The organism is Pseudomonas rubra (assembly GCF_028656935.1).
In the GTDB taxonomy this organism is placed as follows: domain Bacteria; phylum Pseudomonadota; class Gammaproteobacteria; order Pseudomonadales; family Pseudomonadaceae; genus Aquipseudomonas; species Aquipseudomonas rubra.
Genome location: NZ_JAMDGZ010000018.1, coordinates 59,098 through 76,295, shown reverse-complemented (window position 1 = coordinate 76,295; position 17,198 = coordinate 59,098). Strand labels below are relative to the sequence as shown.

At 65.2% G+C, this 17,198-nt stretch carries 12 protein-coding genes; 1 reads left to right on the top strand and 11 read right to left on the bottom strand.

Features of this window, described 5'->3' with window-relative positions; translation table 11 throughout:
* Nucleotides 1–146: 146 nt before the first annotated feature.
* A complete protein-coding gene (locus tag M5G17_RS09465) occupies nt 147–1,445 on the top strand; it encodes an OmpP1/FadL family transporter (RefSeq protein WP_273892671.1) in 1,299 nt (432 codons plus the stop codon).
* On the opposite strand, the gene M5G17_RS09460 is transcribed toward M5G17_RS09465, so the two are convergent.
* From M5G17_RS09460 to M5G17_RS09410, 11 genes are all read right to left on the bottom strand, one after another.
* The gene (locus M5G17_RS09460) at nt 1,446–3,977 is read right to left on the bottom strand and encodes a fused MFS/spermidine synthase (RefSeq protein ID WP_273892670.1); all 2,532 of its coding nucleotides are present in this window, start codon (nt 3,975–3,977) and stop codon (nt 1,446–1,448) included.
* 64 nt (nt 3,978–4,041) lie between these two features.
* Nucleotides 4,042–5,610, bottom strand: coding sequence for an arylsulfatase (locus M5G17_RS09455; RefSeq protein WP_273892669.1), 1,569 nt, complete (start codon nt 5,608–5,610; stop codon nt 4,042–4,044).
* 105 nt (nt 5,611–5,715) lie between these two features.
* A complete protein-coding gene (locus M5G17_RS09450) occupies nt 5,716–6,720 on the bottom strand; it encodes an HAD family hydrolase (RefSeq protein WP_273892668.1) in 1,005 nt (334 codons plus the stop codon).
* A gap of 41 nt (nt 6,721–6,761) precedes the next feature.
* On the bottom strand, nt 6,762–8,057 hold the full coding sequence (locus tag M5G17_RS09445) for a hypothetical protein (RefSeq protein ID WP_273892667.1): 1,296 nt from the start codon (nt 8,055–8,057) through the stop codon (nt 6,762–6,764).
* Complete coding sequence (locus tag M5G17_RS09440; protein WP_273892666.1) at nt 8,054–9,637, bottom strand: VWA domain-containing protein; 1,584 nt, start codon at nt 9,635–9,637, stop codon at nt 8,054–8,056. Before M5G17_RS09440 ends, M5G17_RS09445 begins: the two co-directional genes overlap by 4 nt.
* A 2-nt stretch (nt 9,638–9,639) precedes the next feature.
* Nucleotides 9,640–10,623 (bottom strand): vWA domain-containing protein, encoded by a 984-nt coding sequence (locus M5G17_RS09435; RefSeq protein ID WP_273892665.1) that lies wholly within the window; start codon nt 10,621–10,623, stop codon nt 9,640–9,642.
* Nucleotides 10,610–11,110, bottom strand: a complete 501-nt coding sequence (locus tag M5G17_RS09430; RefSeq protein ID WP_273892663.1) for a DUF4381 domain-containing protein — start codon at nt 11,108–11,110, stop codon at nt 10,610–10,612. Before M5G17_RS09430 ends, M5G17_RS09435 begins: the two co-directional genes overlap by 14 nt.
* A complete protein-coding gene (locus tag M5G17_RS09425; RefSeq protein WP_273892662.1) occupies nt 11,107–12,057 on the bottom strand; it encodes a DUF58 domain-containing protein in 951 nt (316 codons plus the stop codon). Before M5G17_RS09425 ends, M5G17_RS09430 begins: the two co-directional genes overlap by 4 nt.
* Nucleotides 12,058–12,068: 11 nt before the next feature.
* Nucleotides 12,069–13,043, bottom strand: a complete 975-nt coding sequence (locus M5G17_RS09420) for an AAA family ATPase (RefSeq protein ID WP_273892661.1) — start codon at nt 13,041–13,043, stop codon at nt 12,069–12,071.
* Between the two features lie 85 nt (nt 13,044–13,128).
* Nucleotides 13,129–15,414 (bottom strand): tetratricopeptide repeat protein, encoded by a 2,286-nt coding sequence (locus tag M5G17_RS09415; protein WP_273892660.1) that lies wholly within the window; start codon nt 15,412–15,414, stop codon nt 13,129–13,131.
* Nucleotides 15,414–17,039 carry a mechanosensitive ion channel family protein gene (locus M5G17_RS09410; RefSeq protein ID WP_420793360.1) on the bottom strand — a complete coding sequence of 542 codons (1,626 nt, stop codon included), beginning with the start codon at nt 17,037–17,039 and terminating at the stop codon, nt 15,414–15,416. The genes M5G17_RS09415 and M5G17_RS09410 overlap by 1 nt, the downstream gene beginning before the upstream one ends.
* Nucleotides 17,040–17,198 lie beyond the last annotated feature (159 nt).

Below are 17,198 nucleotides of genomic sequence, written 5' to 3'. Positions count from 1 at the left end.
CGCCGTTCTCACAGGCCATGGCCTGTGCGAGCGGCGTGGTTAGCCTTTGCTTGCAGAATCCGACCAGCAGCATCCTGCATTACAGCAAGGCGGGCTAGTTTGAAAGGCAACTGGTGTCAGCCTGATCACTCATCCGGGACGTCACAATGAACCGACACGCTCGCCTTCCTGCCCGTACACTCCCCTCGCTGCTGTTGTGCGGGGCTGTATTCACCGGCAACGCCTGGGCCGGTGGCATCCTCATCTACGAGGCTGGCCAGGAAGGTAATGGCCTGGCCAACGCCGGCGCCGCAGCCCTTGCCACTGACCCCAGCGTGCTGATGAGCAACCCGGCAGGCCTGACCCAGCTGGCAGGCACCCAGATCAGCGCCAACGGCCAGCTGATTCTCGGCGACATTGGCTTTTCTCGCGACAGCACCAATCAGTTCGACGGCAACGAAGGTGGCAATGCCCTGCAGTACCTGCCCGGCGCGAGCCTGTTCATCAGCCACCGGCTCGACGAACGCACCGCCATCGGCTTTGGCATGTACGGCAACTTTGGCCTGGCATTGGACTACGACGATGACTGGGCCGGGCGTTATTTCACCCAGGAAGCAGCGGTGATTGGTGTGTCTTTGCAACCGACGATCGCCTACAAGATCACCGACGATCTTTCGTTCGGCATCGGCCCGCGCATTCTCTACGGCTACTACCGCACCGAAATGGCGGTCAACAACAACCTGCTCGGCCTCACCGAGCGGCCAGACGGCCAGCTCGAGTACAAGGACACCGACGTCGGCGTCGGCGTCAACCTGGGCCTGCACTATCGCCTGTCACCGGCCACCCAGTTGGGCCTGGCCTACACCAGCAAGGTCAAGCTCGAGTTCGAGGACAAACCGCACCTGAGCGACATCAGCAACCCGCTGCTCAACCTGGCCTTGCGCCAGTTGGACGTCAACAGCCTGGAGCTGGACATGAACGTCCCGCAAACCGTGCTGCTGAGCGTTGCCCATGACCTTGACCCACAATGGAAACTGCTGGCCAGCCTCGGTTGGCAGGACTGGAGCGAGTTCGGCGATATTGGCGTGGAGGTCGATGCCGATTCACTTGGCAACGTCAGCCGCAGCGTCGACCGCCACTACAAGGACACCTGGCACGCCTCCCTCGGTGCGCAGTACCAGGCCACACCGCGCCTGCGCTGGAGCGCCGGGGTCGGCTACGACACCTCGGCAGTGGACGACAGCGACCGTACCGTCGACAACCCGATGGCCGCGACCTGGCGCCTGGCGGCCGGAGTCAACTACCAACTGCGCGAGGGGCTGGACCTGCATATGGCCTACACCCTGGTCTGGCTGGGCGACATGGACGTCGCGCAGACCAAGGCGCGCTCCGGCACGACGCTGTCTGGAACCTACCGTGATGCGGCGCTGCACATTCTTGGTGGTGGCGCCACCTGGCGCTTCTGATCAGGGCTGCGGGTTACCGAGGAACCAGCGAAAATAGGGGTTGTTGCCGTCACTGCGCTGCAGCGCTCCGGCCTCGCGTGCCCAGGCCTGGCGGTTACCGTTATAGGCGTGCAGGCTCAGGCTGTAAAAGCGCTGCAAGGTCAGCCACTGATCATTCACCGCCCCCGCAACGCCAGGGTCGGCGCTCAGCAGTGGCGGCGCCTGACGCAATGCCAGCAAGGTTGGCAGTACCCGGGTAATTTCCCCCGGCCGCACCCACGCCGAGTACTCGATGCGCGGCTGATCGTCGGTCACCGGTGCTGCAGTGCCGGCGTAGTGCTCAAGCCCTGTGCGGTCGGTGACCCAGGTGGCCAGCAAGGCTTGCACCGAATCCACCCCCACCTCGGCCAGCGCCGAGGCCACGGCCGGCTGGGAAAACCGCCGGGCGATGCGTGGTACATCCAGTTGCAAGGGTTGCAGCGAACCGATCAGCAACATCTCGTGGAATTCCGTGGTCCACAGCGACGCATGGGGAAACACGTCGATAAAGCTGCGCACCAGCGAGCGGCTGTCCTGGTCGTTCTGGGTCGGCAGCGGCAACCACTGCGCCACCAGCCCGGCAGGTTGCAGGCGCTGCGCGGCCAACTGGTAGAAATCCCGTGAGTACAGGTTGACCACCCCAGCGGCAGACGGTGGTGGTGGCTCCAGGGTGATCAGGTCATAGCGCTCGGCGCTGCGCAACAGTTCGCGGCGGCCATCACGCAGGCGGATGTCCAGGCGCGGGTCGTGCACAGCATCGAAATTACCCTTGAACAGCGGCGCGGCCTCCAGCACCTCGGGCAACAGCTCGGCCACCACCGGGCGTTCCAGGCCCTGGTAACGCAGCATGGCGCCCGCCGTGATCCCGGTACCAAAGCCGATCACCAGTGCCGAACGCGGCTCGCCGGCATGGATCAACAACGGCAGCAACGCCTGCAGGCGCATATAGCGCAAAGACGGCATAGCATCGCCGGTGTTGGATACACCCTGGATATACAGACGGTTGAAGGCTTGGCCCTGGCGTTGCTGGCGGACAACCGCCACGGTACCGCCCTTGCCTTCGCGGTAATAGGTCAGTGCACCATTGCGGGCCCCGGGCAGCAGTTCGGCCAGGCGCTGGGGCGGTGTGAGGATACCGGTCAAGGCGCTGGCCAGCGCCACGGCCACCACCGCTACCTGCGCCCCACGCCTCACGCCGTGACCGCGCCATACCGCCAGCAGACCGATCAGCGCCGCAAGCCCGGCCAGCAGCGCCAGGGTGCGCACCAGGCCGAGCCCCGGCACCAGCACGAAACCCGTCAGCGCAACACCGGCGATACCACCCAGGGTATTGAGCGCCACCACCCGGCCAACGTCACGGCCGACATGGGCGCCATCCACCCCCAGCCGGATCGCCAGCGGGAACGCCGCGCCCAGCAGCACGGTAGGCAGGAACACCATGCTCAGGGTCGCCGTGGCGAAACGCGCGCACATGCCGGCCAGTTCATTGCCGGTGGCCTGCACAACGATCAACTCCGCCTGGGTCTGGGCCAGCACCAGCCAGCGCCCCAGGCCCGCGACCTGTAACAGTGCCAGCAGCCCTGCGCAGGCGATCAGCACGCCAAACAGGCCCCAGGGGTCGCGCAAGCGGTCGGCGCGCCGCGCATAAAGGGCACTACCGACAACCAGGCCGCACAGATAAGTGGCCAGGACCACAGCAAAGGCATAGGCGCGGGTGCTCATGAATTGCACGATCGACTGGCTCCAGACCAGCTCGTACCCAAGAGCTACGCCACCGGCGAGGCAGTACAGGGCAATGGCCAGGCGCGCCTGGGGTGTACGCGCGCGGGCTGTCGGCGCAACTGTGCGCACCGCGACCTGGTCGTTGCGCCGGGCCAGCCAGGCGCCCAACCCGGCCAGCAAGTTCATTGCGGCGGCGGCCAAGGCGCTGCCGGTCACCCCCAACTGCGGCAACAGCACAAAAGCGCTGAGCAAGGTGCCGACAATGGCCCCGGCGGTATTGGCCGCATACAACCGCCCGCTGGCCTGCGCCAGTTGGCCGTCGCCCGGGGCCAGGGCCCTTACCAGCACCGGCAGGGTGCCGCCCATCAACAGCGCGGGAAACCCCACCAGGGCAAACGGCAAGCACCAGGCCAGCCAGCCGCTGGCGGCTTCCATGCGAGCAAACAGTGGCGCGCAAGCCGCCAGGGCCAGGGTGCTGCCAACACCGAGCAATGCCACCGCCAGTTCCAGCATCGCATACAGGCGAACCGGCCTGCGCAGGCGATCAGCCCAGCGCCCGAAGAGCAACCCGCCCAAGGCGAGCCCGGCAAAAAACGCACTGATACCGGCAGTCACCGCGTGTACTTCCACGCCCACCACCAGCGACAGCTGCTTGATCCACAACACCTGATAAACCAGCGCCGCAGCGCCCGACAGCAGCAACAAGGCGGCGGGCAGCCACAGCGCCAGGCGTGCCGGGGAGTCGGTGCTACACGCAGCATTCGCAGCGCTGGGCCTGGCGGCTGAAGCCATTGTCGATACCTGGGCGAGGTGTGAAAAAAGGGCGTCCGCCCGTAGGCGGACGCGGGTCATGCCGTTACTTGGCTTTCATTTTTTCTTCGATCTTCTTGTTCACGTCAGACTCGATCTGGTCGATGCTGAAGCTCGCGGGACGCTGGCTGGGTGGGTACTCGATGAAGGTCTGAAGAAACGTGGCGGCCTTCTGGGTGCCCTGGAAGAACAGGTAGTCGTTCTTCGTCAGCCAGTCGTAGTACTGGTCCGAAACTATGTCTGCACGCTCGTACGGGTCCATGCGCAAGTTGAACAGCTTGGGCGCGCGCAGGCAGGTGAACGGTTCGCTCCAGACCGGGAAGCCACCCGGTGCGCGCTGTTCGCAATACACCACCTTCCAGTCGTTGAAGCGTATGGCCACCAGTTCAGCGTCATCGTTGAAGTAGTAGAACTCGCTACGTGCGCTCTTGTTGGCCTTGCCCGTCAGGTAGTCCAGCTGGTTGTAGCCATCCAGGTGCACCTTGAAGTTCTTGCCGCCGACATCGGCGCCCTTGAGCAGGCGCTCCTTGATATCGGTGTCACCGGCAACGGCGAGCAAGGTCGGGAACCAGTCCAGCCCGGAGAACATCTGCGTGCTCACCGTATCGGCCTTGATCTTGCCCGGCCAGCGAACCATGGCGGGGACCCGGTAGGCGCCTTCCCAGTTGGAGTTTTTCTCGTTGCGAAACGGCGTCGTCGCCGCGTCCGGCCAGGACCACTGGTTAGGGCCGTTGTCGGTGGTGTAGACGACGATGGTGTTGTCGGTGATCTTCAGGTCATCGAGGGTCTTGAGCAGCTTGCCGATGTCGCCGTCGTGCTCCAGCATGCCGTCGGCGTATTCGTTGCCGAGCATGCCGCTCTGCCCGCGCATCGACTCACGCACGTGGGTAAAGGCGTGCATGCGCGTGGTGTTCATCCAGACAAAGAACGGCTTGTCGGCCTTGGCCTGCTTCTCGATGAAGTTGATCGCGGCCTGGGTGGTTTCGTCATCGATGGTTTCCATACGCTTGCTGTTGAGCGCACCGGTGTCCTCGATCTTGCCGTCGGCACTGGATTTGATTACCCCCCGGGGCGTGGTCGACTTGAGGAACTCCGGGTCGTCCTTGGGCCAGTATGGGCGCTCCGGTTCCTCTTCGGCGTTGAGGTGGTAGAGGTTGCCGAAGAACTCGTCAAAGCCATGGTTGGTCGGCAGGTACTCGTCGCGGTCGCCCAAGTGGTTCTTGCCGAACTGCCCGGTGGCATAACCCTGCGCTTTCAGGGCCTGGGCAATGGTGACATCACGCGCCTGCAAGCCTACCGGGACCCCCGGCATGCCGACCTTGGACAACCCGGTACGCTTGGCCACCTGCCCGGTGATGAACGTCGAGCGTCCGGCCGTGCAACTGTTTTCGGCATAGTAATCGGTGAACATCATGCCTTCCTTGGCAATCCGATCGATGTTCGGTGTCTGGTAGCCGACCACGCCCTTGGAATAGGCGCTGATGTTGGTCTGGCCGATATCGTCGCCAAAGATCACCAGGATGTTCGGCTTCTCGGCCGCGCCGGCAATGCCGGCAGCCAGGGTCGCCGAGGTCGCGAGCGCGACTGCCGACAACCACGTTCTACTGGACTTCATGACGTTGCTCTCCGTTCACGTTACTGTCGCAAGGTCCGCGACTCCGTGCACGCTTGATTCCGACTGCTGGCTGGGACCCAGTGCTCTGCGGTTTCGGTGTGGCTGTTACTGCTTGTCGAAGGGATAGACACGGCGCCATTCTTTGGCCATGTCCACCACTGTCCAACCCTGTTGGCGAGCGATATCCAGCGCCTTGTCCAGGCGCCCTACGTTACTGTTGCGATCATAGGCCCACTCGCGCTGGCCATCGGTGTGGTGCACCAGCGCGGCGAAGCGCCGCCCTTCACCGGCCATGGTCCATTGCAGCATCTGCAGGTCACCGTCGGAGTTGCCGAAGGCCAGCAGCGGCCGGCGACCAATCACCGCCTCGATGCTCACCGGCTTGCCGGGGCCGTCGTCGTTGTGCGCAAGTTTTGCCAACCGCTCGATGATCGGTTTGCCACCGTTGTCCTGGTACTCGGCAGCCAGGGTGGTACCGATCACCTGCTCAGGCGGGATGCCATAGACTTCCTCGGCAAAGGCGCGCATGAAGGCGACCTCGCCGCCGGAGACAATATAGGTACGAAAGCCATTGCTGCGCAGGTAATCGAGCAGTTCGAGCATTGGCTGGAAGACCATTTCGGTGTAAGGCCTGCCGGTCTTCGGATGCCGGGCACTGGCCAGCCAGCTGCGGCTACGGGCCAGGAAGTCCTCGGTGCTGATGCCGGCGTGGGTGGCGGCGACGATCTTGAGCATGCCGTCCATGCCTTGCTCGGCCAGGGCCTTATGGTCGTCCTCGAGCACCGCCTTGAACGGCTGCTGGGCCTTCCACTCGGGATGCTCGGGGGCCAGGCGCTTGACCTCGGCCATGGAAAACAGCAGCTCGAAATACAGCGGTTGCTCGCTCCACAGGGTGCCGTCGTTGTCGAACACGGCAATACGCTCGGCAGGCTTGCGGTAGTCCGGGCTGCCTTCGCGGGTCACGGCGCTGACGAAGGCCTCGATCGCTTGGCGCGAAGGCTCGTCACGCCAGGACGGTAGCGCATCTGCCGCATGCGCCAGCACAGGTGCCAGCAATAGCAGGTACAGCAGCACTCGCAGGAGACTGCTTTGAACAAAACGCTGACCCATGGGACCGTCCTTGCCATCTGGCGTTTGCCCACTTGCTTAGATCAAGGGTTCAGTGGCTTGAGACCGTGATGGGCCGCGACCATCTGCCGGCGCTGCCCAGGTGGCGGCAAGCGTTGCAAGGTGATGGTGACGAGCCCAGGCGCGGGATCGTTGCCGTATCGGGACTTGAAGAAGGCTAGCAAACGATTCTCGGCTGCGCCGGATAATTGCGTGCGCACCGACGCAAGCGTGTACCTGCCACTGCTGCGGCGCGCCCACAAGTACAGGGCATCGAGCCGAGCCGGTTGCTGGCCACATTGGCGCCGGGCCAGTTTCCAGGCATAGGCCGGTGAGTCGTGCCAGGCTTGTTGCCGGCGTGCCCGCCAACGCTGGAATTGCCGCCAGAGCGCGACCAGCTTGGCCCGCACCAGCCATGCCAGCGCCGCAAAAGCCAGCAGGCATCCACCCAGCAGCAACCAGCGCTCGCCGACCCTGATCCTGGCCTGGTGGCCCAGGGCGCGCAGGTCTTCGCTGATGGAGAACGGTGCCTGGTAACTCAGTGCACCCGCGTCAAAATCGACCGCAGGCACCCGGACCTGATGCACCTCGCCACTTGCCGCATCGCGCCAGGAATAGACGATCGCCGGCAAGCGGTAATGGCCGGCAGCGCCGATCACATAACTCACCGTGTCCTCGCGCTCGCCGCCCAGGGTGCCTCCGCGGCCATCGCTCAGAGGCTTGACCCTGGGCGCTTGCACGTAACGCTTGAGTCCCTCGACCTCGGCCAGCTCCGGCGCCTGCAAGAGCATGGCCTGCGCCCCGGGCGCTTCGATGCGCAGCCGGCGGGTAATGCTGTCGCCGGCCCGTAGCGGTGTGTGCGAGCGCTGGATGTCTTGGGTCAAGGTCAGGGTTCGCGCGACCGGTTGCGCCTCACCCGCATTGCCCGCACCACCCCGCGCCTGGAATGCCAAGGGCTGGCTGCTGACCATCAGCGCGCCGCTGCCCTGCCCCGGCGTGACCTTGAAAGCCAGCGCCGGGATCTCGAAGCGCCGGGCCACCTGCGGGATGATCTGGTAGCGGTAGCGCAAGCCGAAGAAGCGCTTGCCGGCGATGTCCTGGTTCAGGTGCTGGGCCTCGCCACCGGGCGGCCCGACCACCGCATCAGGCAGTTCCAGGGTGGGTAACACCGGCGCGTCGGTGAACCAGGTGTCCACCAGTAGATCGACTTCAAGGCTGACGGTGGCCCCGACCAGGACCGGGGTATCCGGCACCAGTCGCTGCTCCACCCGCACCTGGGGATCGCCAGCCAGCGCCAGGGGCGACAGGCAGACCAGCAGAGCGGCCAGCAGCGGTTTCATCGTTGACCCTCCCCTGCCTGCTGTAGTTGGAACTTGCGTTTGAGGAACTGCGCCGGTGAAGTGCCCAGGTTTTCCAGCCATACCTGATCGGAGGCTGCCACAGGCGTGGGTTGAGCTTGGGATTTTCCGCCCTCGACCGGCGTCTGGTCTTCAATCACCTTGTCGGGCTTGAGCTCGGGGTTGTCCTGCTGCTGGGCCTGGTAGTCCTTGAGCAGCGCCTGAGCCAGCGCCAGGTTGGCCGTGGCCTCGGCGAATTGCGGTTGCAGGCGCAGTGCCTGGCGGTAGGCGCTGATCGCCTGGGTGAACTTGAACAGGCGCACGTAGCTGTTGCCCTGATAGAACCACGCCGAGGCTGTGTCCAACCGGGCAAGGCTCGCCAGCGCCAACGGGTAGTCAGACGCCTGATAAGCGGCCACCCCTTTCCAGTAAGGGTCTTCGAAGCGCGCAGCGGCTTGCCCGTAGCGGCCCTGCTCGAACGCCCAGCGCCCTTGCTGGTCAGCGGTAAAGAAGGCATCGGCCAGGCTGCTGGCTCGCGCAGGCGCGGGCAAGCTGCCCAGCAGGGTCACCGCGAGCACGCCGGCCAGCCAGTTGACCCGCCAGCCGCGGCGCACGCAGTAAAGCGCCAGCAGCACCAGCGGCCAGCACAGCCAGTAGCCGGCATCCTTCCAGTGCACGCTTGCGCCATCGCCCTGGGCCGCCTGGAAATGCTGCTGGGCATGCAGCTCGATCCAGTCCAGGTCATCATCGTTCAAGGTCAGGCTGCCCAGCGGCGCATCACTCGCTGCGGCAAGGCCCTTGAGCGCGCCGGCATCGAAGCGGCCCTGTACCGGGCGCCCTTCGGTATCCAGGCGCGGCATGCCCTTGGCATCGTGCAGCACTCCGGTGTCCTGGCTGCCGACGGCCAGCACCAGCACTTGCAGGTCGCTGTCGGTCAGGCGCTGGCCCAGGGCATCGAACTGGCCGGGGTCGGCGCCGTCAGTGAGCAACACCAAGGTGCCCGGGGTGTTTTCAGCCTCCAGCAGCTTGCGCGCAATACCCACCACCGCGAGCACGTCCTTGCCAGGCTGGGCAATCAGGTCGGTGCTCAGTGCCTGGATGAAGGTGTCGAGCAGGTCCGGATCGTCGGTGGCGGGCAACACCAGGTGGGCACTGCCGGCATAGGCGATCAGCGCCGTACGTGCCCCGGCGCGGCGTTGGACCAGGTCATGCAAGGTATGCCGCACGGCAGTCAGGCGGCTGGGCGGGACATCATCGGCGTCCATGCTGGGCGACAAGTCCACGGCCAGGATCAGCGCTGCGCGGTTGTCGACAAAGTCCGGCAGATCCTGGGTCCAGGTCGGCCCTGCTGCAGCCAACCCGCCGATAACCAGCACGGCGCCGAGCAGGTGAGCCGGGCGCAAGCGCTGGGTATCCTCGGGGCGGATTACCAGGTGCTCGACCAAGTGCGGGGCAATAATGCCGGTCAGTTGCCGCTTCAGGTCATGCCGGCGCAACCAGGCCAGTGGCAGCAGCACACCCGGCAGCAGCAGCAACAACCACCAGGGACGTAGAAAGTGTACAGCGCTGAGGTCGATGTCCATGTTCAGGGCTCCGTCGCCGAAGCGCGTTGTGCCAGCAGCCAGGCCAGGGCCTGGCCGGCGAGCAACGCCAACAGTGCAGCGCCCAGAGGCCAGTAGAACAGGTCGCGCCGTGGTTGGTGGCTGAGGGTGGTCACCGCGTGCGGGGTGATGCGATCAAGGGTCAGGTAAACGGCTTGCAGGCTGTTGCTGTCGTCGGCGCGCCAAAAGCGTCCCCCGGTGGTGCGGGCGATACTTTCCAGGGTTTGCAGGTCGACCTTGTCCTCGCCGCTGGCCTCGGGGTCGCCAATGCCAATGGTGTGCACCACGATGCCATGCTGGCGGGCGAGCCGCGCCGCGTGCTCAGGAGTGATAGCGCTGCCGGTGTCATTGCCGTCCGTGAGCAGGATCAGCACTTTCTCCCGCTCCTTGGCCCCCGCCAGCAACTTGATGGTCAGGCCGATGGCGTCACCCAATGCGGTGTTGGGGCCGGCCATGCCAATCCCCGCCTCGTCCAGCAACAACAGCAGGCTGGCGTGGTCAAGGGTCAAGGGTGCTTGCGGATAGGCGCCGGTGCCGAACAGGATCAAGCCAATACGATCGTCCTTGCGCCGGGCGATAAAGTCGCGCACCACTGCCTTGACGGCTGTCAACCGGTCACTGCGCTGGCCATCGGCGCTGGTGTAGTCGCGGGCCTGCATGGATTGCGAGATGTCGAGGGCGAGCATCAGGTCGCGGGTCGGTTGCTGATGGGTAATCGGCCGCTCGACCAGCACCGGCCGTGCACAGGCGACCACCAGCAGGGCAAAGACCAACAGGTTGAGCGGCAATTGCCACCCCGCAGACAGTGCCCCGCTGCTTTCAGGACGTTTGCCCAGCGCCCGGCTCATGGCCGAGAAGAACGGCACGCGCAGGGCGCTGCGGGCTTCATGATAGGGCCGTGCCCAGCGGTAAACCGCCCACGCCAGCGGTAGCAGGAGGAACACCCACGGGTACTCAAACCGCCACATGGTGGGTCTCGATCCAGCGCCGGCTGGTAGTGAACAACGCAGCCACCGCCGCTTCATCCAGCGCCTGCAACTGGGCGTCCGGCGCGTAGGCGACCTGCTGCAGATCAAAGGCAAAGCCGGCTGGCAGCGGGTGCGGCGCATGGGCGGCGAGAAACGTCTGCCAGGACGCCCCGCCAAGGCTGGCCACCGGGGGGGCGCCAGGCATCGACAGCGCCACGCGCTTGAGCAGTTCGGGCAACTCGCGCAAGGCCGCCAGGCGTTTCTCGGCAGGCATTGCGCGTAACTGATCGAGGCGCAGCAGCGCCTGGCGACGGTAGCGGTCGCGCCGCCACTGGCGCCAGCGCCAGGCGCCCCAGGCCCCCAGGCTGAGCACCAGCACCACCAGCACCGCGCCCCAGGCCCAGGTCTGCGGCCAATAGCTGAACGGCGGCGCGCCGCTCGCCAGCTCCTGAAGCTGGTCGATGGCCGGTTGCACGGGGGTCGTCATTGCATCACCTGGGCCAGGCGGCCCAGCTCCTTGCGCAACTGCTCCAGGCTGTCCTGGCCCGTGCTGATCATCAGCAACGGTACCTGGCTGCGCCGCAACAGTTCGGCAACATCGCGCAAGCGTCCGGACAGAAACTCGCCCAGGGGCTGGTTGACCTTGCGTTGGCCCATTTGCAGCTCGACCTGCAGAACGCCCTGGGTGATGGTCACGTGCCCCTTATCCGGCACGTTCAGGGCAAGCGGGTCGTAGACCTGAATGGCGATCACGTCGTTGTGCTCGCGCAATTGGCGGAGCAATGGCAAGGTCTGTGGGCTCGCGCCGGCAAAATCACTGATGATGCAGATCAGATGGTCATGGCCGGCAAGCGCCACGCAGGTGCGCAGGGCCTGGTCCAATTGCGCATCGTTGTGCGGGTCTTCACCCAGCGCCGACAAACCGTGGTTGGCCCGTGTCACCGCCGCGCACAGGGCCTGTACCCGGCTGCGGCTGCGCAGGGGGCGTACCTGGGCCAGCCCGTCGCTGCCCATCACCAGGCCGCCGACGCGATCACCGGCATGAAACGCCATCCAGGCGCACAGGGCCGCCAGCTGCGCGGCAGTCACCGATTTGAAGTAGCGCTGCGAACCGAAATACATGCTCATGCGCTGGTCGACCAACAGCAAGGTCGGCCGGTCGCGTTCTTCGTTGAAGGTTCGCACGAAGGGTTTGCCAAAGCGCAACGAGGCGCGCCAGTCCAGGTGGCGCAGGTCATCGCCGGGCTGGTAGTGGCGCAGTTCATCGAAACTCAGCCCGCGCCCGCGCAAACGTGAACCATGGTTGCCCGACAAGATGCTCGACAGCGGCTGCCGGGCGACAAAGCTCAGGCCTCGGGCACGGGGCTCCAGCGCCATCAGTTGCTCGAGCGCAATGTAGACATAGCCATCTGCGGTCACGTGGTTGCTTGCCATGGACAGCCCCGTCAGGTCGCAATAGCGACTTTGTCCAATAAACGGTCGATCACCTGATCGGCGCCGACCCCATCGCTGATCGCGTCGTAGGACAACTGCAGGCGGTGACGCAACACCGGGTGGACGATGGCACGCACGTTGTCCGGGGAAACGAAATCCTGCTCGTTCAGCCATGCGTGGGCGCGTGCCACGCGGTCCAGGCTGATGCCGCCACGGGGGCTGGCACCGATGCGAATCCAGCGTCTGAGATCGGCGTCATAGGCTTCGGGGTGACGGCTGGCGTTGATCAGGTCGATCAGGTAGCGGTCGATGGCCGGCGACACGTGCACCCGCGCCACCTCCTGGCGGGCCGCGAAGATCACCTCCTGGGCCAGGCGCGTCGGCTCTGGGGCTGCGCTGCCAGCGGCCTGGTCTTCACCGCGCACCAAGCGCAACACCTGGGCCTCGTCCTCAGGCTGCGGGTAGTCGAGCTGCAGCTTCATGAGGAAACGGTCCATCTGCGCTTCGGGCAACGGGTAGGTGCCTTCCTGCTCGATCGGGTTCTGGGTCGCCAGCACCATGAACAGTCCCGGCATCGGATAGCTGCGCCCGGCCACGGTGATCTGGCGTTCCTCCATTGCCTCCAGCAGCGCCGCCTGGACCTTGGCCGGCGCCCGGTTGATCTCGTCGGCCAGGATCACATTGCCAAACAGCGGGCCAGGCTGGAACTTTATGCTGTTGCCTTCGCTGCTCTGTTGCAGAATCTCGCCACCGGTCACGTCCGAGGGCAACAGGTCGGGGGTGAACTGGATGCGGCGCATTTGCGCATCCAGGTGAGTGGCCAGTGCCTTGACCGTGCGTGTCTTGGCCAGCCCCGGCAGGCTTTCCAGCAGCACGTGGCCGTTGGCAAGCAGGGCCAGGACGATGTGCGCAATGGTGTCCGCCTGGCCGAGGACCTTCTCGGCAACAGACGCTTGCAGCCCTATGACCTGTGCATGAATGTTCACCCCTGCGCTCCTATGTTGTATCGGTTGTTCTACTCATTGGCGGTTCGCTAACAATAGTTGCCATGACCTGCGCTGCAAGGCGCTGTTACTGACCGTTGCGCCAATAGGGCTCGATTGCTTGCAGGCGCGGGTCGTCCGGGGCCACTTCACGCAGGTGCTGCACATAGCCGAATGCTTGCTCACGCTCGCCGGCCAGGGCATGCAGGTAGATCAGTGAGTACAGCAGGTCAGGGTCATCCGGCGACTGCTGCAAACCGCTACGCAATGCCTGCAAGGCTTCGTCGCGCCGCTGCATGCGTGACAATAGCAAGCCCTGGTTGTAGCGGATGCGCGGGTTGCCTGGCACGGCCTCGGCAGCCTGCTCCATCCAGCCCAGGGCCTCTTCGGCCTGGCCGCGCTCGACCAGCAACAGGGCAAGCATGTAGGCCAGGTTGCCACGGTCGGCCACCGGCATCTTCGCCAGTGCCACACCGTCGCGCAGCAGCCGTTCGGCCTCGTCCGGGCGCTGCGCGGCATTGGCCAAAGTGACCAGATTGACCCGTGCCGGAACAAAATACGGGTCCATGCCCAGGGCCTTTCGGTACTGCTCCATGGCCTGCTCGTCACGCCCCTGGCGCGACAGCAGAACGGCCAGGTTCAGGCGCCCGCCGGGCAGGTCGGCATTGCCGCGCAGGCGCCGCTCGTAGTCGGCCAGCAGAGCCTGGAACATGGCCTGGTTGGCCTGGGGCAATTGCGTTACCGGGATGTCGGCCAGGGCCCGCACGGTTTCATCGCGGACCGCCAGGCGCGGGTCTTCGAGCAGCGGCAACAGTGGCTGCAGGCGTTGCTCGGCAGGCACGCTGGCAAAGCCCGCTACCGCGTAGGCGCGGACCAATGGCTCCGGGTCCTGCAACGCCCAGCGCAACTGGCTGCTGGCTGCCGGGCCCAGGTCGGCCAACTGGTCGGCGGCGGTGGCGCGGACGATTGCCGGGTTGGCCGGGTCGTTCAGCACGTAGCCCAAGCGGCTGAGAGCAGTCGCGGGGTCGGCGCGCACGCCCTGCAAGGCCTGCCCGTAATGCACCGGGCGCTTGGGCGTGGTCAGCCACTGCTCGATGGCACTGGCCGCCCAGGCCGGCTGGCGGTCCTGGTGGCAACCGGTGCAGGCGTCGGGGCTGGCGGTCTGCGCGGCAAGGTCCGGGCGCGGGATACGCAGGCTGTGGTCACGCCGCGGGTCCACCTCCATATAGGTCTTGCTCGGCATATGGCAGTTCACGCACTGCGCGCCGGGTGAGCCTGGCACGTGGTGGTGATGGCTGGGGCTGTCGTAGTCCTTGGCTTGCAAGCCGGCAAAACGTGCAGTGTCGGGCCCGGTGTTATGGCATTGCAGGCACAGGCCATTGCCTTCGATGCGCACCTTGCTGGTATGCGGGTTATGGCAATCGGTGCAGGCGACACCCGCCGCATACATTTTGCTCTGGGTGAACGAGCCGAATTCATACACCTCGCCATCAATCTGCCCATCACCATGGTAAAGCCCCTGGCGCAGCGTAGCCGGCAGGCTCTGGTCCAGTTGCGGGTGGCCCGGCAGTTGGCCGTCGCCCAGCCCCTGGCGGCGACTGTGGCAGTAAGCGCACTGCTCGACCATGCCGCGACTGCCCAGCGCCTTGAAATCCACGACCAGGCCCTTGTCCGTCTTGGCCTCGGCCGGTTTGGCCCGCGCCCAGTCGACATGCTTCTGGCCAGGCCCATGACAGCCCTGGCAGCCGACGGTCTGCTCCTGCCAGGTGCTGGCGAAACTGTCCTGTTGCTCGTCATAGTGCTTTTGCAGGCGCGTGGAATGGCAGTCGGCGCACATGGCGTTCCAGTTCTGGTAACGGCCCGTCCAGTGCAAGGGGTCGTCGGGGGTAAAACGCTGTCCGGGGTACAGGGAGAACCAGCGCTGCCCGCCTTGCTCCTTGGTCCGGCTGTCCCAGGCGATGGTCAGCGCCTGCAGGCGCCCGCGCGACAGCGCCACCAGATACTGCTGCAGCGGCCGGTGGCCGAAGGTGTAGAGGATGCGAAAATCCTCAGGCTTGCCCTGCTCGCCCTCGATGTTGACGAAGAAGCCGCCACCCTTGCGGAAGAAGCGCGCCTTGACCCCGGCCTCGTCGAAGCGAACGTCGTCGAAGTTGCCCAGCACGTTGCTGGCGTTGGCATCACGCAGGGCCCAGGCATGGTCCGAATGCTGCCACTGCCCCATCTGTTCGGCATGGCAACCCTGACAGCTGTCAGCTCTGGCGTAGCCTTCAGAAGTTTTAGCCGTTTCCGGCAAGCGGCCGAGCTCGCCCGTGGCCCAGGCAATGCTGCTGGCGAGCCAGACCAGGATCAGCAAGACAAGCCTTGTCGCCGCCATCACGGTTGGCTGTCTTGCGGGCGGACCGCAGGCGCGTTGTACCAGTGCTCCCTGGGCACCACCTTCTCCTGCAGCGGATCGCCCAGGTAGTGTGGCGACATGATCTGCACGCCAAACTCGTTGAACACGTCCTGGATATTGGCGTGCAGCAGGGTCAGCAGTTCGGCCCGCGGCCTTGGTTCGCTGGGCACGGCCTGGGCCACCAGGCGATACTCGGGGTAGAAATCCGACAGCGCGGTCTGGAAGACCTGCGGCTTGGGTGTCTCGAGCACGCCCTCGGTGCGTCGCGCCGCTTCCAGCAGCATCGCCTCGACCTGACGCCAGGGCGTGTCGTAGCCGATGGTGACGGTGGTGTCGACGACATATCCCTGGCCTTGCACCACCCGCGAGTAGTTCTTGGTCACCGCCCCGGTGATCATCGAATTGGGCAGCGTCAGCACTTCGCCCAGCCCGGTGCGGATAGTGGTGGTGAACATGCCAAGCTCGGTGACAGTGCCTTCGTAGTCGCCGATGCGCACGTACTCACCGGGTCGCAAGGTACGGGTGTAGGTGAGGATCAGCCCGGCCGCAGCCTGGCCGACGACGCTGGTGGCGCCCAGGGAAATCATCAGGCCGATCAGCACCGAAAGCCCCTTGAACGCCTCGGTGTCGGCACCGGGCAGGTACGGATAGGCCATGGCCAGGGCAAACAGCCAGATCGCCAGTGAGGTCAGCCGTGTGGTCGGTTGCAGGGTTTCCTGGTTCAACCAACTGATCGACCCGGGCCGTGCCAGCCGTTCGAGCAGGCGCTTGCTGAAAGCGATGATGCCGCGCGCGATAAAGAAAATCAGCAGCGCGATCAGCAGGCCCGGAATGGCATCGACAATGCCGGTCACGACATGACGCAATAACCCCAGCAGATAGAGGTTCAGGCTTTCGCCCCAGGGCCGGGTGTAGGGGAAGCGTTGCAGGACGAAGCTGAGCCATTCGTAGGTCAGCAGCAGTACCAGGGTCCAGCGCACCAGGCCCAGCAAGCGCCGTAAAAGCGGAAACAGGTTGCTGGCGTCAATCAGCTGGGTTTGACCGATGCGCAAGGCACTGGTGTGTTTGCGCACCCGCTGGGGCAGCCACGACAGCGCTTTACGGTGCAACCAGCCCGCGAGTCTGAGCAGCAGCAGGTACACCAGCGTGGCCGCGACGCTCAGCCCCGCAGCACTGAGCAAAAACCGTGGGCTGCGCGCCTGCTGCGCTTCGGACACCACCTGACGCAAGCGCGAGGCCGCCGCCTGCGCGCCCTGCTGGATATTGAGCTCGCTGCCGACCAGATCGCCGGGCGAGACAATAAATGCCCGGCGGTCACCGAGCAGCACCAGGTAGTTTTCCTGGATGGCGTCGACACTGACCGTGCTGTCGAAGGTTTCGTCCAGCCGCTCGTTGATCACCTGTTCGGCGCGTTTGACCCGGGCGGCAGGCGCCTCGCCGAGCAGGGTCGCGTGAAAGACCATGATGCTGCGGTTGGCGATCTTAAGTTCCGCCGGCTCCGCGTCAATCGACGCCGCCCCCACGGCAGCCCGGCTTGCGCCGCTGACCAGCATCGATGCCAACAGGCAGCACAGCGTCAGGCCGGCGAGGATTCGACTACCCATCTGTTCGCACTCCCAGCAATTGTCTGTCTCCTGGCAACCTTGGCTACCAGCAGCGTAGTACGGCGTCTGGAAGCCGCAAACTTAGCCGTGGGGACCCGACGTTTGTGCGCAGACGCCTCGATGGGCTCAATAATCCCCCATCCCTGCCGATAACCTTGC

Bases quoted from the DNA above. Each gene is read 5' to 3' on its own strand.
- M5G17_RS09465 (WP_273892671.1), top strand. From the start codon at position 147: ATGAACCGACACGCTCGCCTTCCTGCCCGTACACTCCCCTCGCTGCTG.
- M5G17_RS09460 (WP_273892670.1), bottom strand. From the start codon at position 3,977: ATGGCTTCAGCCGCCAGGCCCAGCGCTGCGAATGCTGCGTGTAGCACC.
- M5G17_RS09455 (WP_273892669.1), bottom strand. From the start codon at position 5,610: ATGAAGTCCAGTAGAACGTGGTTGTCGGCAGTCGCGCTCGCGACCTCG.
- M5G17_RS09450 (WP_273892668.1), bottom strand. From the start codon at position 6,720: ATGGGTCAGCGTTTTGTTCAAAGCAGTCTCCTGCGAGTGCTGCTGTAC.
- M5G17_RS09445 (WP_273892667.1), bottom strand. From the start codon at position 8,057: ATGAAACCGCTGCTGGCCGCTCTGCTGGTCTGCCTGTCGCCCCTGGCG.
- M5G17_RS09440 (WP_273892666.1), bottom strand. From the start codon at position 9,637: ATGGACATCGACCTCAGCGCTGTACACTTTCTACGTCCCTGGTGGTTG.
- M5G17_RS09435 (WP_273892665.1), bottom strand. From the start codon at position 10,623: ATGTGGCGGTTTGAGTACCCGTGGGTGTTCCTCCTGCTACCGCTGGCG.
- M5G17_RS09430 (WP_273892663.1), bottom strand. From the start codon at position 11,110: ATGACGACCCCCGTGCAACCGGCCATCGACCAGCTTCAGGAGCTGGCG.
- M5G17_RS09425 (WP_273892662.1), bottom strand. From the start codon at position 12,057: ATGGCAAGCAACCACGTGACCGCAGATGGCTATGTCTACATTGCGCTC.
- M5G17_RS09415 (WP_273892660.1), bottom strand. From the start codon at position 15,414: ATGGCGGCGACAAGGCTTGTCTTGCTGATCCTGGTCTGGCTCGCCAGC.
- M5G17_RS09410 (WP_420793360.1), bottom strand. From the start codon at position 17,039: ATGGGTAGTCGAATCCTCGCCGGCCTGACGCTGTGCTGCCTGTTGGCA.